This is a genomic window from Desulfonatronum sp. SC1 (assembly GCF_003046795.1).
In the GTDB taxonomy this organism is placed as follows: Bacteria; Desulfobacterota; Desulfovibrionia; order Desulfovibrionales; family Desulfonatronaceae; genus Desulfonatronum.
This window is the reverse complement of sequence record NZ_PZKN01000004.1, coordinates 127,145-145,163: the sequence shown is the minus strand read 5'-3', so window position 1 is coordinate 145,163 and position 18,019 is coordinate 127,145. Positions and strand designations below refer to the sequence as shown.

14 protein-coding genes and 1 tRNA gene are annotated in these 18,019 nt (G+C 61.4%); 3 read left to right on the top strand and 12 right to left on the bottom strand.

The features are described 5' to 3' along the window. Positions 1-77 precede the first annotated feature (77 nt). From C6366_RS03685 to C6366_RS03655, 7 genes are all read right to left on the bottom strand, one after another. Positions 78-1,907 carry a fumarate reductase flavoprotein subunit gene (locus C6366_RS03685; protein ID WP_107735988.1) on the bottom strand — a complete coding sequence of 610 codons (1,830 nt, stop codon included), beginning with the start codon at positions 1,905-1,907 and terminating at the stop codon, positions 78-80. Between the two features lie 12 nt (positions 1,908-1,919). Beyond that, positions 1,920-2,576, bottom strand: a complete 657-nt coding sequence (locus tag C6366_RS03680) for a succinate dehydrogenase/fumarate reductase cytochrome b subunit (protein WP_107735987.1) — start codon at positions 2,574-2,576, stop codon at positions 1,920-1,922. A gap of 104 nt (positions 2,577-2,680) precedes the next feature. After that, positions 2,681-3,484: a tetratricopeptide repeat protein gene (locus tag C6366_RS03675; RefSeq protein ID WP_107735986.1), complete on the bottom strand. Its 804-nt coding sequence runs from the start codon at positions 3,482-3,484 to the stop codon at positions 2,681-2,683. A 10-nt stretch (positions 3,485-3,494) separates the two neighbouring features. Beyond that, positions 3,495-4,646, bottom strand: coding sequence for a glutamine-hydrolyzing carbamoyl-phosphate synthase small subunit (gene carA, locus C6366_RS03670; RefSeq protein ID WP_107735985.1), 1,152 nt, complete (start codon positions 4,644-4,646; stop codon positions 3,495-3,497). 42 nt (positions 4,647-4,688) lie between these two features. Beyond that, positions 4,689-5,447 carry a 3-deoxy-manno-octulosonate cytidylyltransferase gene (gene kdsB / locus C6366_RS03665; RefSeq protein ID WP_107735984.1) on the bottom strand — a complete coding sequence of 253 codons (759 nt, stop codon included), beginning with the start codon at positions 5,445-5,447 and terminating at the stop codon, positions 4,689-4,691. Then, positions 5,444-6,748 carry a homoserine dehydrogenase gene (locus C6366_RS03660; RefSeq protein ID WP_107735983.1) on the bottom strand — a complete coding sequence of 435 codons (1,305 nt, stop codon included), beginning with the start codon at positions 6,746-6,748 and terminating at the stop codon, positions 5,444-5,446. Before C6366_RS03660 ends, kdsB begins: the two co-directional genes overlap by 4 nt. Then, entirely contained in the window at positions 6,733-7,923 is a 1,191-nt protein-coding gene (locus tag C6366_RS03655) for an aminotransferase class I/II-fold pyridoxal phosphate-dependent enzyme (protein ID WP_107735982.1), read from the bottom strand. Before C6366_RS03655 ends, C6366_RS03660 begins: the two co-directional genes overlap by 16 nt. Positions 7,924-8,169: 246 nt before the next feature. On the opposite strand from C6366_RS03655, the gene C6366_RS03650 reads away from it, so the two are divergent. Then, positions 8,170-8,264, top strand: a tRNA-Ser gene (locus C6366_RS03650). Between the two features lie 258 nt (positions 8,265-8,522). On the opposite strand, the gene C6366_RS03645 is transcribed toward C6366_RS03650, so the two are convergent. From C6366_RS03645 to C6366_RS03625, 5 genes are all read right to left on the bottom strand, one after another. Beyond that, positions 8,523-11,603 carry an efflux RND transporter permease subunit gene (locus C6366_RS03645; RefSeq protein WP_107735981.1) on the bottom strand — a complete coding sequence of 1,027 codons (3,081 nt, stop codon included), beginning with the start codon at positions 11,601-11,603 and terminating at the stop codon, positions 8,523-8,525. A gap of 28 nt (positions 11,604-11,631) precedes the next feature. Further along, a complete protein-coding gene (locus C6366_RS03640; RefSeq protein ID WP_146164762.1) occupies positions 11,632-12,636 on the bottom strand; it encodes an efflux RND transporter periplasmic adaptor subunit in 1,005 nt (334 codons plus the stop codon). A gap of 128 nt (positions 12,637-12,764) precedes the next feature. Then, on the bottom strand, positions 12,765-13,334 hold the full coding sequence (locus C6366_RS03635; RefSeq protein WP_107735979.1) for a TVP38/TMEM64 family protein: 570 nt from the start codon (positions 13,332-13,334) through the stop codon (positions 12,765-12,767). Next, complete coding sequence (locus C6366_RS03630; protein WP_107735978.1) at positions 13,331-14,515, bottom strand: AI-2E family transporter; 1,185 nt, start codon at positions 14,513-14,515, stop codon at positions 13,331-13,333. The genes C6366_RS03635 and C6366_RS03630 overlap by 4 nt, the downstream gene beginning before the upstream one ends. 62 nt (positions 14,516-14,577) lie before the next feature. After that, the gene (locus C6366_RS03625) at positions 14,578-14,787 is read right to left on the bottom strand and encodes a cold-shock protein (RefSeq protein ID WP_028571366.1); all 210 of its coding nucleotides are present in this window, start codon (positions 14,785-14,787) and stop codon (positions 14,578-14,580) included. Positions 14,788-15,073: 286 nt separating this feature from the next. Here C6366_RS03625 and C6366_RS03620 point away from each other — a divergent pair, with 286 nt between their 5' ends. Together C6366_RS03620 and C6366_RS20545 are read left to right on the top strand one after the other, a co-directional pair. Beyond that, a complete protein-coding gene (locus C6366_RS03620; protein WP_158269629.1) occupies positions 15,074-16,297 on the top strand; it encodes a response regulator in 1,224 nt (407 codons plus the stop codon). Between the two features lie 29 nt (positions 16,298-16,326). Beyond that, positions 16,327-17,967: an ATP-binding protein gene (locus C6366_RS20545; protein ID WP_107735976.1), complete on the top strand. Its 1,641-nt coding sequence runs from the start codon at positions 16,327-16,329 to the stop codon at positions 17,965-17,967. Positions 17,968-18,019: the final 52 nt, after the last annotated feature.

Sequence of the window (18,019 nt, the reverse complement as noted above, 5' to 3'; positions counted from 1 at the left end):
TCGAAGCGTATTTATTCATACGTGAGAGTTTGAACTTTTTGCAGCGACGCAGCAATTGGGAGTTTTTCAACGGACTGCTATTCCTTGGGGTCCGCCGGGATGATCTTGCCGCCGCCGTAGCCGCGTTCGCCCGGGGGGATGGACCAGACTTGGGAGACCGGTTCATAGTTCAGGGTCGGTAGGGGCGCGCCGGGTTGCCAGGTGGCCAGGGTGCGCACCAGCCAGTCGCGGTCGTTGCGCTCCGGGTAGTCTTCCCGGGCATGGCTGCCCCGGCTTTCCGTGCGTTGCAGGGCGCCCTGGGCCACGCACAGGGCTAGGCGGACCATGCCCGGCAGGCGCAGGGCCAGCGCCAGTTCCGGGTTCGCGCCCCGACCGTTGGAGCGAAGACCGATCTTGTTGGTCCGCTCATGGACTTCCTGGAGGGTTTGGACGCAGGCTTCCAGATCCTTGCCGTTGCGGAAGATGCCCGCGCCGTGCATCAGAGCGTCGTACATGGCGTTGCGCACGGTGAAGACGTTTTCCTTGCCGTCGGCCTTGGAGATCAAGCGTTTGATCCGATCTTGCTGGTTGGCGGCAAAATCCCGGATCAGGCCGGTGGGATAGGAAACCTGATGGTCTCGGAGATAGTCCACGACCTTTGCGCCGACGATCATTCCGGCGACCACGGTTTCGGCCAAGGAGTTGCCGCCCAGGCGATTGAAGCCGTGCATGTCCCAACAGGCCGCCTCTCCGGCGGAGAACAGGCCTTTCAGACCGTAGGCCAGACCGTCCTTGTCCGTGCGCACGCCGCCCATGCTGTAGTGCTGGGTGGGGCGGACCGGGATCAGGTTTTTGGAGGGATCGATACCCAGAAAATTTTTGCAGATTTCATCCACTTCCCGCAGCTTGGTAGCCAGGTGCTGGCAGCCAAGATGGCGGATGTCCAGCCAGAGGTGGTCGCCGTAGGGGCTGGGAACGCCCAGGCCTTGACGCATGTGGTGGGTCATCCAGCGGGAGACCACGTCCCGTGAGGCCAGTTCCGACTTGTCCGGCTCGTAGTCGGGCATGAAGCGGTGCTCGTTCTTGTCCAGCAGGGTCCCGCCGTCGCCGCGGCAGCCTTCGGTGACCAGGATGTCCGTGGGCACGATGCCCGTGGGATGGAACTGGACCGCCTCCATGTTGCCCAGGGGGACGACTCCGGTGTCCAGGGCGATGATCAGGCCGCCGCCGTCGTTGATCACGGCGTTGGTGGATTCTCGGTAGATTCGGCCGAATCCACCGGTGGCGATGAGCGTGACCCGGGCCAGATAGACGCGCAGCTCGCCGGTCTTCAGGCAGCGGACCACCGCGCCCAGGCAGTTTTCTCCGTCGTGGATCAGGCTGAGGGCCTCGACCTTGTCATGGACCACGACGCCCAGCTGCACGGCCCGATTGTCCATGGTGTAGAGCACGGTATGGCCCGTACCGTCGGAAGTGTAGCAGGTCCGCCATTTAGCCGTGCCGCCGAAGGCCCGGGCAGTGATTAACCCCTCCTTCTCCTGCTTTTCTTCCTTTTCGAACAGCTTGCCGCCCTTGAAATAGGTGGACTTGCCCGGCACGACCCGGTTCCAGGGTACGCCCCAGGCCGCCAACTGGCGCATGGCAATGGGCGCGTTGTCGCAGAACAGCCGGGCCACTTCCTGGTCGCAACCCCAGTCCGAACCTTTAACCGTGTCCTCGAAATGAACGTCCGGCGAGTCACCCTCGCCCATGGCACAGTTGCCCAGGGCCGCCTGCATGCCACCCTGGGCCGCGGAGGAGTGGGAGCGGCGGGCCGGGACAAGGCTCAGGCACGTGACGTCGAACCCGGCGGCCGCGGCTTCGATGGCCACGCGTTCACCGGCAAGTCCGGCACCGATGCACAGAAGGTCGGTTTGGAAGGTCTGCATATGGTCTTTCCTTTATATCGTGAGAAAATAAAACCGGAGCAGGGCAATCAGGCCGATGAAGATGAACCCTCCGGTGACGATGTACTCGACACGCTGCATTCTGGGGCGATCAGCCCGACCCACGAATCCCCATTTCACGGCGATCCGGTACAGGCCCACGCCCACGTGCAGCTCTACCAGGGGCAGCAGGACGAGGTAGAAGCCCATCCAGAAACCGTCCTGAATCCGGGCCGCGCTTTTCTCCGCGGTGATGGGCAGGTCCGTAAGCACCACCCACATGTGGATAGCCCCCATGATCAGGATGATCATGGCCGTGACCACCTGGACGAGCCAGAGCCAGGTGTCCTTGTGGGCCAGCATCCGGGAGTGCTTCCAGATTTTGGACTGCTGTTCGGCCCGGAAGGGGATCTTACGGGCCGCCAGAACAAAGTGCAGGAGAAAAACAAGGCCAATCAGCGGACCGCCCACTTGGGCCATGTATGTGGCCTCGAAAAAATGGGCAATGGCGTTCATCACACCCGGACCGATGATCACGCTGGCCACCAGAAGCATGTGCGCCCACATGAACAGGATCAGGCCAGCGCCGGTGAGCATCTGCAGCCAGTCGAGACAGGCCGAAGCGCGGGAGGGGCTGGGGACGAAGACGGCGGTATCGATGGAAGTGGACATGGAACGTCGTCCTTTGGCGAAATGGGGTGTACGGGATCGGGCCGAGACAAAACTCGGATTGATAGAGAGTTTTGAGGACAATTGTCAACGCATGGGGAAAATGATCAGCCCTTTCGTTTGCGTTGGGCGAAATCCCGCATTTTTTTGGCCTGCTCCAGGTCGGGGTTGAGGGCCATGGCCTTGGAAGCGGCTTGCTCGGCCTTATCCCATTGGGCACGGTCGACATAGACGCGCCCAAGGTTGAAATAGAGCCGTTCGTCGTCCGTGGACAGCTTCAGGGCCTGCAGGAAGCATTGTTCCGCCTCCTCGAACTTGCCCAGCTTGCGCAGGCCCATGCCGATGCGGTTCAGCAGGTGGACGGATTCCGGGTTGTTCCGCATGGATTCGAGCAGATAGGTGAAGGCCTGGTCGAACTGGCCAGCCTCAAGGAACAGTTCGCCGATGTCCACCCGTAGTTCTTGATCGTCGTGAAAATACTTGAGCATCTTGTCGAAGAACTGGCCCGCGGGATCGTATTGGCCTTCCAGGATCAATTGCCGGCCTTTGGCAAAGCCCTCCTGTTTGCGGCGCTCCTGTTCGGCCAGCATTTTTTTGGCGTCCTGGACCGCGCTTTCCTGCAGTTCGTTCAGCAACTCCCGAAGCATGCCCTGAAGCGCGGCTTCCTCGCCGGGAGTGTATTGGAGCAGGATCGGGTAGATTTTGCGTAGATTGGCGTCGCCGTTGAGCCGAAAAACGGCGTTTTCCAGGGAACGCTCAAAATCCGCGCGTTCGCTTTTCATCAAAGGCGTGCGGATGATCAGGCCCAGGGCGTCGTGCAACGCCAGGACCGCGGGCAGGACCTTTTGCTGCTTGAGCAGAGTGTTGATGCCCGCCAGCGCTGAGCGGGCCTTGATCAATTCCGTGGACATGGAGGCTCTCCTATCGTTTGCCGACTACGTCGTCCAACATGGAGATGAAGCGGTCGAAGAACGAGCGACAGTCGTGGGGGCCGGGACCGGCTTCAGGATGGTGCTGGACGGCCATCAGCGGCTTGGTCTTGTGCCGGAAGCCTTCCAGAGTGTTGTCGTTGAGATTGACGTGGGTGGGTTCGTAAAAATCGGCCTGGCCGAAATCCACGCAAAAACCGTGATTCTGGGAGGAAATCTCCACCCGGCCCGTGGCCAGTTCCTTGACCGGATGGTTCAGGCCGTGGTGGCCGAATTTCAGTTTGAAGGTGGTCCCGCCCAGGGCCAGGCCCATGATCTGCTGGCCCAGGCAGATTCCGGCCATGGGCAGCTTGTCCGTAAGCGCCGCGACGGTCCGCACCGCCTCGGTCACCGCCGCCGGATCGCCCGGTCCGTTGCCCAGAAACACCGCGTCCGGCTTCAGGGCCATGACCTGCTCCGCCGTGAAGGTGGACGGGACCATTAGCAGGTCCAGTCCCTTTTCCCGGAGAATGCGCAGGATGCTCCACTTGATGCCGAAATCAAAGACCACAACCCGGTATCCCCGACCATATTCACGGCCATATTCACGGTCGGTCCAGGAAAAGCCCTGGTCGATGTTCACCGGTTTCGGCCTTTGACCGTCCCAGACGTACGGGCCGGGTACGTTGACCCGCTGGACCAGGTTCGCGCCCTCCATGGAGGGCAGGGCCTGGGCCTGTTCCACCAGTTCCTGGACCGGGACGTTTCGGGTGGAGATCACGCCGCGCTTGGCTCCGTGGATGCGCAGATGCCGGGTCAGGGCCCGGGTGTCGATGCCTTCCAGACCGACCACCCCGGCGTCGCGTAGATAGCCCGGCAGGGTCTGGGTGGCTCGCCAGTTGGAGGGTTGCTTGCAGCACTCCTTGACGATCATCGCCTCCACCTGGACCCGGTCGGACTCCACGTCCTCGGGGTTGACTCCGTAGTTGCCCATCAGCGGATAGGTCATGCAGACCATCTGACCAATGTACGAGGGGTCGGTGAGCACTTCCTGATATCCGGTCATGCCGGTGTTGAAAATCACCTCGCCGCCGGCTTCGCCTTCGCCGGTAAAGGAGCGTCCGGCGAACCAAGTGCCATCTTCAAGAGCTAATATCGCGCGCATGTCGTGCCTCATGTGGGTTGTCGTGATGATCGCGGTCGAAAGTCAGGCTAATCCTTGTTCCCGAAGGAGTACGCAAACCTTGGGGACGTCCTCGGGCCGGTCCACGCCATGGGTGCAATGCTCCGTGCGCAAAACGCGGATGGGAATGCCTGCTTCCAGAAGCCGTAGTTGTTCAAGTTTTTCAATATGTTCCAGCTTCCCCGGGCCGAGGCCGACGAAGGTGCGCAGGGTGCGCATCCGGAAGGCGTACAGTCCGATATGACCCAAAAAGTCGCCGGGGCCTTCCCTGGGATAAGGGATGAGGGCGCGGGAAAAGTAGAGTGCCCGGTCTTGGGCGTCGGTGACGACTTTGACTACGTCGGGACTTTGGGCTTCTTTGTGAGTAAGCGGTCTGGCCAGCGTGCTCACCTGGACGGTTGGGTCGTCGAAGGGGCTGAGCAGCACGGTCAGCAGTTCTGGGTGCAAGGCCGGTTCGTCGCCCTGGATGTTCACCACCACGTCGTCCGCGGCGACCCCCAGTCGTTCAGCGGCCTCCAGGACCCGGTCAGTGCCGCAGGGGTGGTCGTCGCGGGTCATGGTCGCCGGGATGTCCAACTTTCGGGCCGCTTCCAAAATCCGTTGGTCGTCCGTGGCCAGGGTCACGCCGCACAGATCCGGACAGGCCCGGGCCCGCTGGTACACGTGCCAGATCATGGGCTTGCCCAGGATGTCGGCCAGCGGCTTGCCCGGAAAGCGGGTAGAGGCGAAGCGGGCCGGGATGATGCCGTGGCACCGTGGTCGATCGCGGCAAACAGCGTTCATGCCGGGGAGGGGAGTATCCTGTGATGCACAGTGGGGGCGGTGATAAAGCTTTGCCGATCGATTTCGCCGACAGCTGCCTGGACGTCCTGGGCCTGGGCCTTGTGGGTGATGATAACCACCGGGACGCTGCGTCCCGTCGGTGACCCCTTCTGGACCACCTGGGCGATGCTGATGTTGCGTTGTCCGAGCATCCCGGCAATGCTGGCCAGGACGCCGGGGCGATCCTGGACGGAAAATCGGAAATAGTGCCGGGAACGAACCAGTTCGGGGGACAGAATGCGGGCCGGGGGCAGGGTGGCGTTCTGGAAACCGGTATTGTCCGGCCCCTCCCCGCCACGAACCAGGTTCATGATGTCCGCGAGCACGGCGCTGCCCGTGGGCAGGTCTCCGGCGCCCTGGCCGTAGAGCATGATCGGCCCCACCGCATCGCCGTCCAGGAGGATGGCGTTGAACGGGCCGTCCACCTTGCCCAGAATGGCCTCCCTCCGGACCAGGGCCGTGAACACCCCTGCGTCCAGCAGGCCGTCGGACTCCCGGACCTGGGCGATGAGCTTGATTCGGTAGCCGAATTCCTCGGCAAAGGCGATGTCCTGAGGATCCACGTGGGTGATGCCCGTGACCGGCAGACTGGTCAGAGGATAGTCCTGACCGTGGGCCAACCGGATCAGCAGAATCAGCTTGTGGGCCGCGTCCATGCCCTCGATGTCCAGAGTGGGGTCGGCCTCGGCATAGCCCTTGACCTGGGCCTGGCGCAGGGCGGTCTGGAAGTCCAGCCCCCGGGAGGTCATTTCCGAAAGGATGAAATTGGCCGTGCCGTTGAGTATGCCGGTGAGCACCTTGATCCGATTGCCGGCCAATCCCTCCTTGAGGGTTTGGACGATGGGAATGCCCCCGGCAATACTCGCCTCGAAGCCCAGACCCACGCCCTTTTCCGCTGCCAGGGCGAAAAGTTCGTTGCCCCGTTCGGCCAGCAGGGCCTTGTTGGCCGTGACCACGTGCCGACCCGAACGCAAGGATTTGGTGATCAGTTCGTAGGCGGTGTCCTGGCCACCCATGAGTTCCACTATGACGTCCAGTTCCGGGTCGTCGAGCAAATCCTGGATGTCGGAGGTCAGCCGGATGGGCATGTCCGCGGGAACATCCCTGGGTTTGGATGGGTCGCGGACCAGAGCGGTCTTGATCGTCACGCGACGGCCCAGCCGCCGCTCGATCCAGTCCGCGTTGGAAGCCAGGATTTTGGCCAGCCCCGTGCCCACGGTGCCAAGCCCGGCCAGTCCCAGGCGGATCAGGTCTCCGGACATGATTCCCCCGAGATGACTTTTCGCAATCCGCGAATTGCTTGATTGATGCGGTGACGGTTTTCCACCAGGGCAAAGCGGACGTGGTCGTCGCCGTAGTTTCCGAAACCGAGGCCCGGAGACACGGCCACCTTGCCTTCCCGCAGGAGCAGCTTGGAAAACTCCACCGAACCCATGCTTCGAAATTCTTCGGGAATCTGAGCCCAGACGAACATCGTGCCCTTGGGCGAGGGAACGTCCCAGCCGATGCGGTGCAGGCCTTCGATCAATGCGTCCCGGCGATCCTTGTAGGTGCCCACGATTTCCTGGACGCAGTCCTGAGGACCGTTCAGGGCGATGATCGCCGCGATCTGAACGGGCTGGAACATGCCGTAGTCCAAGTAGCTTTTGATCCGGGTCAGGGCCTGGACCATGTCCCGGTTGCCCGCGCAGAACCCAACGCGCCAGCCGGCCATGGAATAGCTCTTGGAAAGGGAGAAAAATTCCACTCCCACGTCCTTGGCGCCTTTGGCCTGCAAAAAGCTGGGGGCCTGATAGCCGTCGAAGGTCAGGTCGGCGTAGGCCAGGTCGTGAATCACATACATCTTGTGTTCTTTGGCAAAGTCGACGATCTTCTCGAAAAAGGCCAAGTCCACGCACTGGGTGGTGGGGTTGTGCGGGTAGGAGATGATCAGCACTTTGGGCTGGGGCCAGGTCTGGCGGGTGGCCACTATCAGGTCCTCGAAAAAGTCTCGGTCTCGGCCGATGGGGATGCGCCGGACATCCGCGCCGGCGATGATCGCCGAATAAGGATGGATGGGATACGTCGGGTCCTGGGCAAAAACCACGTCACCGGGGCTGAGCATGACCATGGCCAAGTGGGCTAGGCCTTCCTTGGCGCCCAGAGTGACCACGGACTCCTGGTCCGGGTTCAGCTCAACCCCGAACCGTCGCCAGTACCAGTCGCAGATGGCCAGGCGCAGCTTGGGAATGCCCTTGGAGGCGGAGTAGCGATGGTTCGTGGCCTTGTGCGCGGCCTCGCAGAGCTTGTCCACGATGTGTTTGGGCGTGGCCAGGTCCGGATTGCCCATGCCGAGATCAATGATGTCCTCCCCTTGATGACGCATCCGGGCCTTGAGTTCGTTGACCACGGCGAAAACATAAGGGGGCAGTCTGTGTACGCGAGGAAATTGTTCCATGAAGGGCCTGCCGTTAAGGTAAGATGTCCAGAAAAAACCGGTCGTGGAATGTATCCGGGGGGCGTGATTCTGTCAAAGGCGGGCTTTCTGGAGCATCTTTTCAAGAGCGCTTCTTTAAAAATGCTGGGAGAGCGGGCGGGGGGTGGATCGAGGAACTCTACAGATGTGAGGACGTTGGGGTGATAATACAGGGGCGACGAAAAGCTTGACCCGAGCCGGAGATTGAGGTAAAAGTCGTCGCTTTGGGGAGAGGTGGCCGAGGCGGTCGAAGGCGCTCGCCTGCTAAGCGAGTATAGGGGCTAAAACTTCTATCGAGGGTTCGAATCCCTCCCTCTCCGCCAACGCATTGTTCGACATAGTTCCTGAAAGCCGTTTAAGCTGGTAAAATCTAGCTTGAACGGCTTTTTTGTTCGTTTTAGACCGTTGCCTTTCGAGCCGTCAGGTTTCAAAGCTGGTACAATAAAATTGATGCCCAACGCGCTGAGCCATTTCATTCAGAAAGAACCTTTCCGCATTTTTTCCTTTGTTTTTCTTCCTCGTTTTCCTGCCACAACTGACGAGATTCATATTCGATTCCGGACGGCTTTGCCGCCCCAGGCTCACGACTTCGCGAACCGCACCCTGAAGAACGCGGCGTAGAGCACCGGGCAGAGGACCAGGGTGAACAGGGAGGAGAAGGCCAGGCCGAAGATCAGGACATTGGCCATGGGCCGCCACATGTCGCCGCCGAGCACGGCCAGGGGAACCAGGCCCATGATCGTGGTGGCCGCGGTCAGGAAGATGGCCCGCAGCCGTTCCAGGACGGCATCCACCACAAGTTCTTGCGGCTGTTTGCCTTCGGCCCGTTCGATCTCCATCCGGTCCAGGATCAGGATGGCGTTGTTCACGATGATCCCCACCAGACTGATCATGCCCAGCATGGCCATGAACCCGAAGGGCTCCCGGGTCAGCAGCAGTCCGGCGCTGATCCCGACCATCATCGGCGGGATGGTCAGCATGATGATCAGGAAGCGGCGGATGGAATTGAACTGTACGATGAGCACCAGGGCCAGCAGGCCCATGGCCAGGGGCACCCCGGCCATAACCGATGCGTTGGCCTCGGTGCTTTCCTCCACCTCTCCCCCGTACTCCACGAAATAGTGATCCGGCCATTCGGGCCCCTGGGCGATCCGGTCCACCTCGGCCTGGACCTCGGTCAGGACGTCCGCGGCGTAGCGCCCGGAGATTTCCACCTTTACGGTCATAGTCCGGGTCTGGTCCCGGCGGCGAATGTCGCTGGGCTGCCAGACCAGCCGGGTGTCGGCCAACTGGAGCAAGGGCACGCCGCGGACCTGGGCATTGTCGGCGCTAAACCCATAGACGTTGAGCCCTTCGATGTTGCCCAGATCTTCCCGAAAGCTTTCCTGAGCCCGGAGCACTATCGGCACCAGGTTGTCGCCTTCCCTGTACTGGGTGGCCGTGAGACCGGAAATCTGGGTTTGCAGGGACAGGGCGATGTCCCGGGTGCTTAGTCCGGTGCGCTTGGCCTGTTCCTGGTTCACGTCCACGACCAGTTTCTTGGTCCATTCGCCCCAGTCGTCGTAGATGGAGGTGATGCCCTCAATCGGGGCGATGGCCAGGACGATATTGTCCCGCAGCCGGTACAGGGCGTCGATTTCCGGACCGGAGACGCGGATCTGGATCGGCGCGCCCACGGGCGGGCCGAGTTCCAGGCGGCTCACCGTATGCCGGGCGTCAGGGAAGTGGTCGTCCAGATAGCCCCGGGTGGACCGGATCAGCGGGGCGACGTCCTCCAGGCTTTTGGTGTTCACGATGACGAAGGCGTAGTTGGGATTGGTCTGCTCCGGATTCAGGGAGAGGTACCAGCGCGGTCCGCCGGAACCGATGAACGCGCCCAGGGAATCCACGCCGGGTTGATCGAGCAGGTGGGCTTCCAGTTCGGCCAGCCGATCCGCGGTGGAGCGGATATCCGTGCCAAAGGGCTGCCAGAAGTCGATGGTGAACATTTCCCGGTCATTGGGCGGGAAGAAGATGGTCGGCACCTGGCGGAAGGCCGCGGTCCCGCCAATGGTCAGCAGCAGGGCGAAGGCCAGAAAAAGCGCGCGGCGGCGCAGGCAGAACAGCAGCAGAGCCCGAAATCCCCGGTACCAGAAGCCGGAAAAGGGTTCGCGTCCGTTTTGCCCTTCCCCCAGGCGCTCTCTTTGGCGCGGCTTCTGGAAGTAGTAACTGAGCAGGGGAACCATGGTCAGGGAGTAGATCCAGGACAAGAGCAGGGTCAGGCTGACCACGATGAACAGGGACATGGTGTATTCCCCGGTCTCGGACTTGGCCATGGGAATGGGCATGAAGGCGAAGATCGTGGTCAGGGAGGAGGTCAGCAGGGGAAACCAGAGCTCGCGCACCGATCGCACGGCCGCATCCCGGCGGTCCTCGCCCCGGTTCAGGCGGACCAGGATGTTCTCGCTGACCACCACGCCGTTGGCCACCAGCAGGCCCAGGGCGATGATGAACGAGGCGATGGAGACCCGCTGCAGGTCCACGCCGAACAGGGGCATCAGGGCGATGCAGGTCAAGATGGACATGGGGATGATCAGCCCGGCTACGATGCCGGTGCGCAAGCCCGTGAACACGAACATGGCCGCGACCACGAAGACGAAGGCCAGAAACAGGTTGACCATGAAGTCGTCGATGGCCGTGCGCACGAAGTCCGGCTGGAAAAGCAGGATGTCCAGTTCCAGGCCCATGGGCAGGTTGGCCCGCAGCTCGGTCAGCCGTTCCTGGACCCGGTCGCCCAGGTCCGTGATCTTGCCGCCCTGGGCCATGCTCACGGCCAGGATCAGTGTGCGCTGCCCGTTGAACCGGGCCATGGGGTCGGGCGGGTCCACGTAGTCCCGGGAGATGGCGGCGAAGTCCCGCAGGGCGATGGCGTCGGTCCGGCCCGGCAGGCGGAAGGTGGCATTGGCCAGATCGTCCAGGGAAGTGAATTCGCCGGAGGGCTCGATGACGATCCGCTCGGCGCCGGCCAGGGCCACGCCGCTAGGTTGGATGGCGTTCTGGGTCTGAAGCAGGTGGACCACATGGGCCGGGCTGAATCCGAACTCGGCCAGCCGGGCATTGGAAAAATCCACATAAATGCGTTCTTCCTGGACGCCATGCAGGGACACCTTGCCCACGTCCTCCAAGCGCAGGAGCTGGTCCCGGACCTGGTCCGCGGTGTCCTTCATCTCCCGGTAGGTGTAGCCGTCCCCGGTCAGGGCGATGAGAATGCCGAACACGTCGCCGAACTCGTCGTCAACCATGGAGGGCAGGACGCCGTCGGGCAGGTCCGGGGCCGCGTCGGCCACCTTGTTGCGCAGGTTCTGCCAGATCGGACCCAGATCCTTGAACCGCTGCTGGATGTTCACCTCAATGATGGACAGGCCGGACATGGACTGGGAGGTAATGTAGTCCACCTCCGCGATTTCCCGGATGCGCTCCTCCAGCTTGTCCGTGACCAATTCCTCCACACGCTGGGGGGAAGCGCCGGGAAAGGGGGTGATCACCAGGGCGACGCGCACGGTGAATTCAGGGTCTTCCAGGCGGGGGATGTTCAGATAGGTGGAGAACCCGAGAAAAGCCAACAGGAGGAAGACGACGAGGGAAGTCCGGTTGTTCTGGATGCACCAGGAGGCGATGTTCATGAGGAGGTCAAGGGACAGAGGTCAGAATTCAGGAGGCGTTTTGGGGGAGGCGGACTTTTTGGCCTTGTTCCAGGCGGTGGACGCCGCGGATGACGACGGTTTCGCCGCCAAGCAGGCCGTCCAGGATTTGCAATCCGCCCGGGAGCAGGCGGCCCGCGATGACGTGCTGGCGGTGGACGGTGCCGGAATTGGTGCCGGAATCAGTGCCGGTTTCGGTATTCACCAGCCAGACGGCCTGTTCCCCGGAAGGCAGGCCGAAGACCGCTTCCACGGGAACCACGGTGAAAGGCCGGGAGTTTGCGTGGGAAAAGGTGAACCGGGCCATGCCGATCATGCCGGGACGAACTTGCGACGCGGGCTCGGCCAGGCGCAGCTTGACCGGAAAGGTGCTCACCGGTCCGGGGGTGATTCCGACCTCGCTGACCGTGGCGGCGAAGGGCCGGTCTGGAAGCACGTCAAAGATCACCTGGGCCGGGTCGCCCAGTTGAACCTGGTGGATAAGCTGATCCGGCAGGCCGACCTCGAATTCCAGATCGTCGTTGGTGCTGAGTATGGCGATGGGGTGTCCCGAGGAAACGGTCTGAAAATTTTCCACCGGCACTTCGGAGAGGGTTCCGGCCATGGGCGCGGTCAGTCTGGTGTAGGAGAGCTGCTGGCGGACCAGTTCCAGGCTTTTGCCCACCGCGGCCAGTTGGGCCTGGGACGTCTCGAATCCGGCCCGGGCCTGGTCCAGCTCGCTCTTGCTGACGCTGTCCGCGTCATACAACGCCTGGAACCGCTCGTAATCCGCCTTGGCCCTGGTGAAGGTCGCCCTGGCATGCTCAGCCTGGGCCTCCAGTTCCATGACCTGCAGCTCAAAATCCGTGGGGTCCAATCGGGCGATCAGCTCTCCAGGGCGGACCCGCTGGCCCATCTGGACGGGGAGTTCCTGAAGCACTCCGGAGACCCGAAAGCTGAGCGCCATGTCCCGGGAGGCGCGGGCCATGCCGGAAAAGCTTCGCACGACTTGGCTCTGGGGTGGTTCCACGACCATGGTCTTCACCGGCCGCGGTCCCGGCGCATATATTTGCTCGGGTTCGGTGCAACCGGTGAAAAGGAGCAGGGCACAAAGAAAGATTATTGGACGGAGAAAAAGCAAGATATGGATCTCCTGATAGATGGTCAAAGCGAGTGATCTGGTCGCGGACGTTTTCGCGGCCGCTTGAAAACATCATAGGCCAGCCATACGGCCAAGACAACCAGGATGATTTTGCCGGCAGTCTGGAACCGGGTGACTTCAAGCACGACGTAGGCTTCCATGAGCAGGGCCGGGATCTTGCCCAGGGTGGAGGCCGCGGCGAAGAGCGGCAGAGAAACTTTGCCCACGGCCGCGCCCAGGGTTGAGACAAGGGCCGGGGCAAAGGGCAGCAGGCGGAGCAGGAAGATGAGTTTAAAGGCTTCCCGGCCCTGGGCGTTGATCAGGGCCTTGGCCCTGGGGTAGCGGTTCAGGGCCGTCTGGGCCGGGGACCGAAACCCGGCCCGGTAGAGCAGGAAGGCCGCGATCGCGCCCAGGGATTCGCCCAGAAAGGAGACGAAGGCGCCCGTCCAGAAGCCGAACAGGACGATGTTTGCCGCGGTGATGAAGAACGTGGGAAAGACACCGCTGATGGTGGCCAGGACGTTTAGGCCGATGCTGACCAGCGCGGCGTACATGCCGTAGTGGCGCAGCAGCTCGATAAGAGATTCGGTCATGACGAGGTTTCGGCCTCAGGGGGCGACCGGTCCCGATCCGTCGCGACGGCGAGGTATTTTTTGCGTATCAGTCGCCAGACCACCACGAAAAAGGCGGTCAGCGGGATGGCCAGGATCATGCCCAGGATGCCGCCAAGAGCCTTGCCCCAGAAAAAGATGGCGATGATGATCACCAGCGGGTGCAGCCCGGTGCCTCGAGACATGATCCGCGGGGTGAGCAGGTAGCTTTCCAGGAGCTGGACCGCGACGAAGACCGCCAGCACCAGGGCCAGGAGGAAAAAACCGCCGTCCTGTTGCAGGTAGGCCAAAGGCAGGACCGTGATCAGCCCCAGGAGGCTGCCCAGGTACGGAATGATGTTCAGCAGGCCGATGACAATGCCCAGCAGGGTCCCAAATTTCAGGCCGGCCAGGGTAAAACCGGCGGCCATGAGCACGCCCATGATCAGCCCGATCAGTATCTGGCCCCGAAAAAAGGCGACCATGATCCGGGCGAACTCGCCGGTCAGAAACGTGATGTCCTCCCGCAGCCAGGGCGGGATGAAGGACAGTTGTTCGTCCAGGGCCCGCAACGGGTCCTTGTCCGTGAGCAGGAAGAAGAACAGATAAACCGGGATGATCGCCGTTCCGGCCACCAGGGTGAAGGTGCGGCTCAGGAATTCTCCCAGGGTGTTCAGGGCGGGCAGGGAGGTCTGGATGATCTTTTGCAGGTGTTCGGTCCAGGATTGCAGGTGTTCGCGGAGGACTTCCGGGTTCAGTGATTCCTCGGCCCAGGTCGCGGCGTCCGGGAACAGGCGGGCGATCAAGCGGGAGAGCTGTTCGGCGAGGACCGGAAGGTGTTCGATCAGCGAACGGACCTGGGAGAGAATTTCCGGCAGGATCAAGGCCCCCAGCAGAGCCAAGGTCAGCAGGACGATGCCGTAGAGCAGGAGAATGGCCGTGATCCGTCCGAGATGCAGGATGCGCTGGAACCAGTGAACCAGCGGCTTGAGCAGCAGGGCCAGGATGCCGGCCACGGCCAGGGGCCAGAGTACGTTGGAAAAGTAGACCACCAGGCCTTGGAGCAGGAGGAAGACGCCGAAAAAAAACGCGCCGATCAGGTTCAGCGCCAGGACCACCAGGGCCACGCTGATCAGTCGACGTTGCAGGGGCGTCAAGTAGTCGGAGATATCGGGACGAGACATGGTCGAACCAACAAAAAAGGCCGCTGGACAAAGCGGCCTTTTTTGCTATATGTTGCGTTAATTTAGTCGAGTTCCTGGACGTTCGAGGCTTGCAGGCCCTTGTCGCCGTCGACGATCTCGAAGGAAACCCTGGCTCCCTCCCGCAGCGTCTTGAACCCGCCGCCCTCAATGGCCGAGAAATGAACAAAGACGTCCTTGCCGTCTTCCTGACCATCCGGAGTGATGAAACCGTAGCCTTTCTGCTTGCTGAACCACTTTACAACACCTTCCATAAAAAAAAGACCTCCTTAAAGAAATACAGAGAGTTGGCCCTAGGAATGGCCTGAGCGGCGCGATGCACGCTCTTTCTTTGGTTGGCGGATACTCTCGTTTGCCCGACGGGTCAAGTGAAATATGGAGCGAACGCTAAGGCAAGGCTGGCGATATCGCTCTTGTCCTATACGATTCAAAAGCCCTTGCGTCCGATTCCGGGCAAACCATATTGACACGCCGCCGAGAACATGGTGCTGAGTAATGAAAGGGTGGTTGAACAGTATACTGCGACCTCAAGGAGCAGCCATGCAGAAGCGCATTTTGTTCGTGGACGACGAGCCCCAGGTTTTGGAGGGGTTGCGACGGATGTTACGCAGTCAGGTCAGAGACTGGGAGCTGCATTTCGCTCCCGGGGGCGCGGAGGCTTTGGAACTGATGGCCACGACCCCCGTGGACGTGGTGGTTTCGGACATGCGCATGCCGGGCATGGACGGGGTCCGGTTGTTGACCGAAGTCAAGAAGCGTTATCCGCACGCCGCCAGGTTGGCCTTGTCCGGGCACATGGACGAGCGGATGATCATGGATTCCACCAAGGTAGCCCATCAGTATCTGACCAAGCCCTGCAACGCTGAAAAGCTTGTGGACGTGATCCAGCGGCTTCTGGCCTTGCGCCGCTACCTGGCCGCCGAGGGTCTGGCCTGTCTAACCTCCAGCCTGGAGCATATCCCCAGTTTGCCAAAGCTGTATATGGCCATTCAGGAAGAGCTGACCTCTCCCCTGTGTTCCCTCAAAAAAATCGGCGAGATCATCTCCACGGACGTGGGCATGTCGGCCAAGATCCTCCAACTGGTCAATTCGTCCTTTTTCGGAATGTACACCAAGGTGACCAGCCCAGCTCAGGCCGTGAATCTGCTGGGAACGGAAACGGTCAAGGCCCTGGTGCTCCACGTTCAGGTTTTTTCCCAGTTCGACCCTAAGAAATGCCCTCGGTTTTCCCTGGCCCGACTGTCGCGGCACGGGTTGTTGACGGCTACCCTGGCCAAGCGGATTTGCGTCGAGGAAAAGGCGTCCAAGGACGTTCAGGACGACGCGTTTCTGGCCGGGATTCTCCACGACGTGGGCAAGCTCCTCTTCGCGGTAAACTGCCCCACTCTGTACGATGAAGTCCTGGAACTGACCGCGGACAAGGACATCCCTCTGACCACCGTTGAGGAGGACGCCCTGGGGACGGATCACGCCCGGCTCGGGGCCTATCTGCTCGGGCTGTGGGGCATGGCCGATCCGGTGGTCGAGGCCATCGCCTTTCACCATCGACCCGGGTTGTGCGCCATGAGCGGATTCATCCCCTTGACCGCCCTGCACACCGCCAACGCGTTGATCGTCCAGTTGCAACCGGAAGGCCCTACCGGAAAGCCCGAAGGGCTGGACGCGGACTACCTGGCTTCCTGCGGTCTGACGGACCGGATCCCCGTTTGGGAAGAAATGGCCAGAGATCTCTTCGGGATGACCGAAGTCGAGGGCGCAACCTGATCAATGGTGGTCAAGGAGGATCAGCGAAAATGAGCGAAACGGATTCCATTTTGATCGTTGACGATGAAGAAATTCTGCTGGAACTCTATGCGGAGATCCTCACGTCCCAAGGGTACGAGGTGAGCCTGGCGAAAACAGCCGCAGAGGGGTTTGCCCTGGCACGGGAACTGCGACCGGACCTGGTGCTGCTGGATGTGGGCCTGCCCGACGGCAACGGCGTGGACGTGTGTCGGCGGATCAAGAACGATCCCTCCTTGTCCGGAACGTCGGTCTTTCTCTTTTCCGGCAAGTACGTCGATTCGGAAAGCCAGGCCGACGGGTTGGAGATCGGGGCCGACGAGTTTCTGGTCAAACCGATGAAGACCAGGGAATTCCTGGCCCGGATCGCGGCTTTGTTCAAAATGAAAAAAGCCGAGCGGGAGGTGCGCCGCTCGCACATGGAAGTTTACCAGATTTTGGCCTCCATCCAGTCCATGTTGGTGGTCATCGACGAACGGGGAAGGATTTCCCGCTGGAACCACATCGCCACGAAACTGTTTGGCCTGCCCTATGATCACGTCAAAGGCCGCGCGCTGGAGAATTTGGGCCTGAGTTGGGAGTCCGAACGGATTTTGGAGGGGATTCGCTCCTGTCGGGAGACCATGGGCAGCGTTCGCCTCGAAAACGTTCGGTTCACGCGTCCGGAGGGCCGCGAAGGCCGCGAAGGCTATCTGACTATCAATGTCGATCCGGTCTTCTCCACTTTGGAGCGAGGCTTGGGCGGAGTGGTCCTGCTGGGAGAGGACATTTCCGAGCGCCGTCTGCTGGAAGCCCAACTGCTGCAAGCCCAAAAACTGGAATCCATCGGTCAGCTCGCCGCCGGAGTGGCCCATGAAATCAACACCCCCATTCAGTTTATCAGCGACAACGTCCTTTTTCTGAAAAACGCCTTTCAGGATTTGCGAGACGTGATTCAAGACTGTCACGCAATGCTCCGGGATGCCGAAGCCGTCGCTCCGAGCCCGGCCCGGATCGCCGAACTGCTCGGCCGGTACGAGAAAAACGAGGTGGCGTACCTGCTGGAGGAGATTCCCCAGGCCATTGACCAGTCCCTGGACGGACTGGAGCGGGTGGCGCACATTGTCCGGTCCATGAAGTCCTTCGCGCATCCGGGAGAGAAAACCATGGTCCTGGCGGACATCAACAAGGCCCTCAAGGACACGGCCACGGTATCCCGGAATGAATGGAAGTACGTGGCCGAGATGCACATGGATCTGGATCCGGAGCTACCCATGATTTCTTGCTATCCGAGCGAACTGAACCAGGCCTTTTTGAACATCATCACCAACGCGGCCCAGGCCATTGCCGAGGCTTACGGCGAAAGCGCTCAGGAGAAGGGCTTGATCGCCGTCTCCACCCGGCGCGACGGGGAGTGGATGGAAATCCGGTTCACGGACAACGGACCCGGAATTCCGGACGAGATCAAGCCTAGGCTGTTCGATCCGTTCTTCACGACGAAGGAAGTGGGCAAGGGTACCGGCCAGGGGCTGGTCATCGCCCGCAACGCCGTGGTCAAACGCCATGGCGGGACCATTGCCGCGGATTCCGAAGTGGGCCGGGGGACGACCTTCATCATTCGATTGCCCATGGCCTCCGCCGTGGAGGAGCATGATCAAGGGGCGAGCGCATGAATCCGGAGCGCAAGACCATCACGTTGAGGGACGACCAATTGCTCAATGGGTT

Bases quoted from the DNA above. Each gene is read 5' to 3' on its own strand.
- C6366_RS03655 (WP_107735982.1), bottom strand. From the start codon at position 7,923: ATGGAACAATTTCCTCGCGTACACAGACTGCCCCCTTATGTTTTCGCC.
- C6366_RS03635 (WP_107735979.1), bottom strand. From the start codon at position 13,334: ATGACCGAATCTCTTATCGAGCTGCTGCGCCACTACGGCATGTACGCC.
- kdsB (WP_107735984.1), bottom strand. From the start codon at position 5,447: ATGAACGCTGTTTGCCGCGATCGACCACGGTGCCACGGCATCATCCCG.
- C6366_RS03630 (WP_107735978.1), bottom strand. From the start codon at position 14,515: ATGTCTCGTCCCGATATCTCCGACTACTTGACGCCCCTGCAACGTCGA.
- C6366_RS03660 (WP_107735983.1), bottom strand. From the start codon at position 6,748: ATGTCCGGAGACCTGATCCGCCTGGGACTGGCCGGGCTTGGCACCGTG.
- C6366_RS20545 (WP_107735976.1), top strand. From the start codon at position 16,327: ATGAGCGAAACGGATTCCATTTTGATCGTTGACGATGAAGAAATTCTG.
- C6366_RS03685 (WP_107735988.1), bottom strand. From the start codon at position 1,907: ATGCAGACCTTCCAAACCGACCTTCTGTGCATCGGTGCCGGACTTGCC.
- C6366_RS03680 (WP_107735987.1), bottom strand. From the start codon at position 2,576: ATGTCCACTTCCATCGATACCGCCGTCTTCGTCCCCAGCCCCTCCCGC.
- C6366_RS03675 (WP_107735986.1), bottom strand. From the start codon at position 3,484: ATGTCCACGGAATTGATCAAGGCCCGCTCAGCGCTGGCGGGCATCAAC.
- C6366_RS03620 (WP_158269629.1), top strand. From the start codon at position 15,074: ATGCAGAAGCGCATTTTGTTCGTGGACGACGAGCCCCAGGTTTTGGAG.
- C6366_RS03625 (WP_028571366.1), bottom strand. From the start codon at position 14,787: ATGGAAGGTGTTGTAAAGTGGTTCAGCAAGCAGAAAGGCTACGGTTTC.
- C6366_RS03645 (WP_107735981.1), bottom strand. From the start codon at position 11,603: ATGAACATCGCCTCCTGGTGCATCCAGAACAACCGGACTTCCCTCGTC.
- C6366_RS03640 (WP_146164762.1), bottom strand. From the start codon at position 12,636: ATGGTCGTGGAACCACCCCAGAGCCAAGTCGTGCGAAGCTTTTCCGGC.
- carA (WP_107735985.1), bottom strand. From the start codon at position 4,646: ATGCGCGCGATATTAGCTCTTGAAGATGGCACTTGGTTCGCCGGACGC.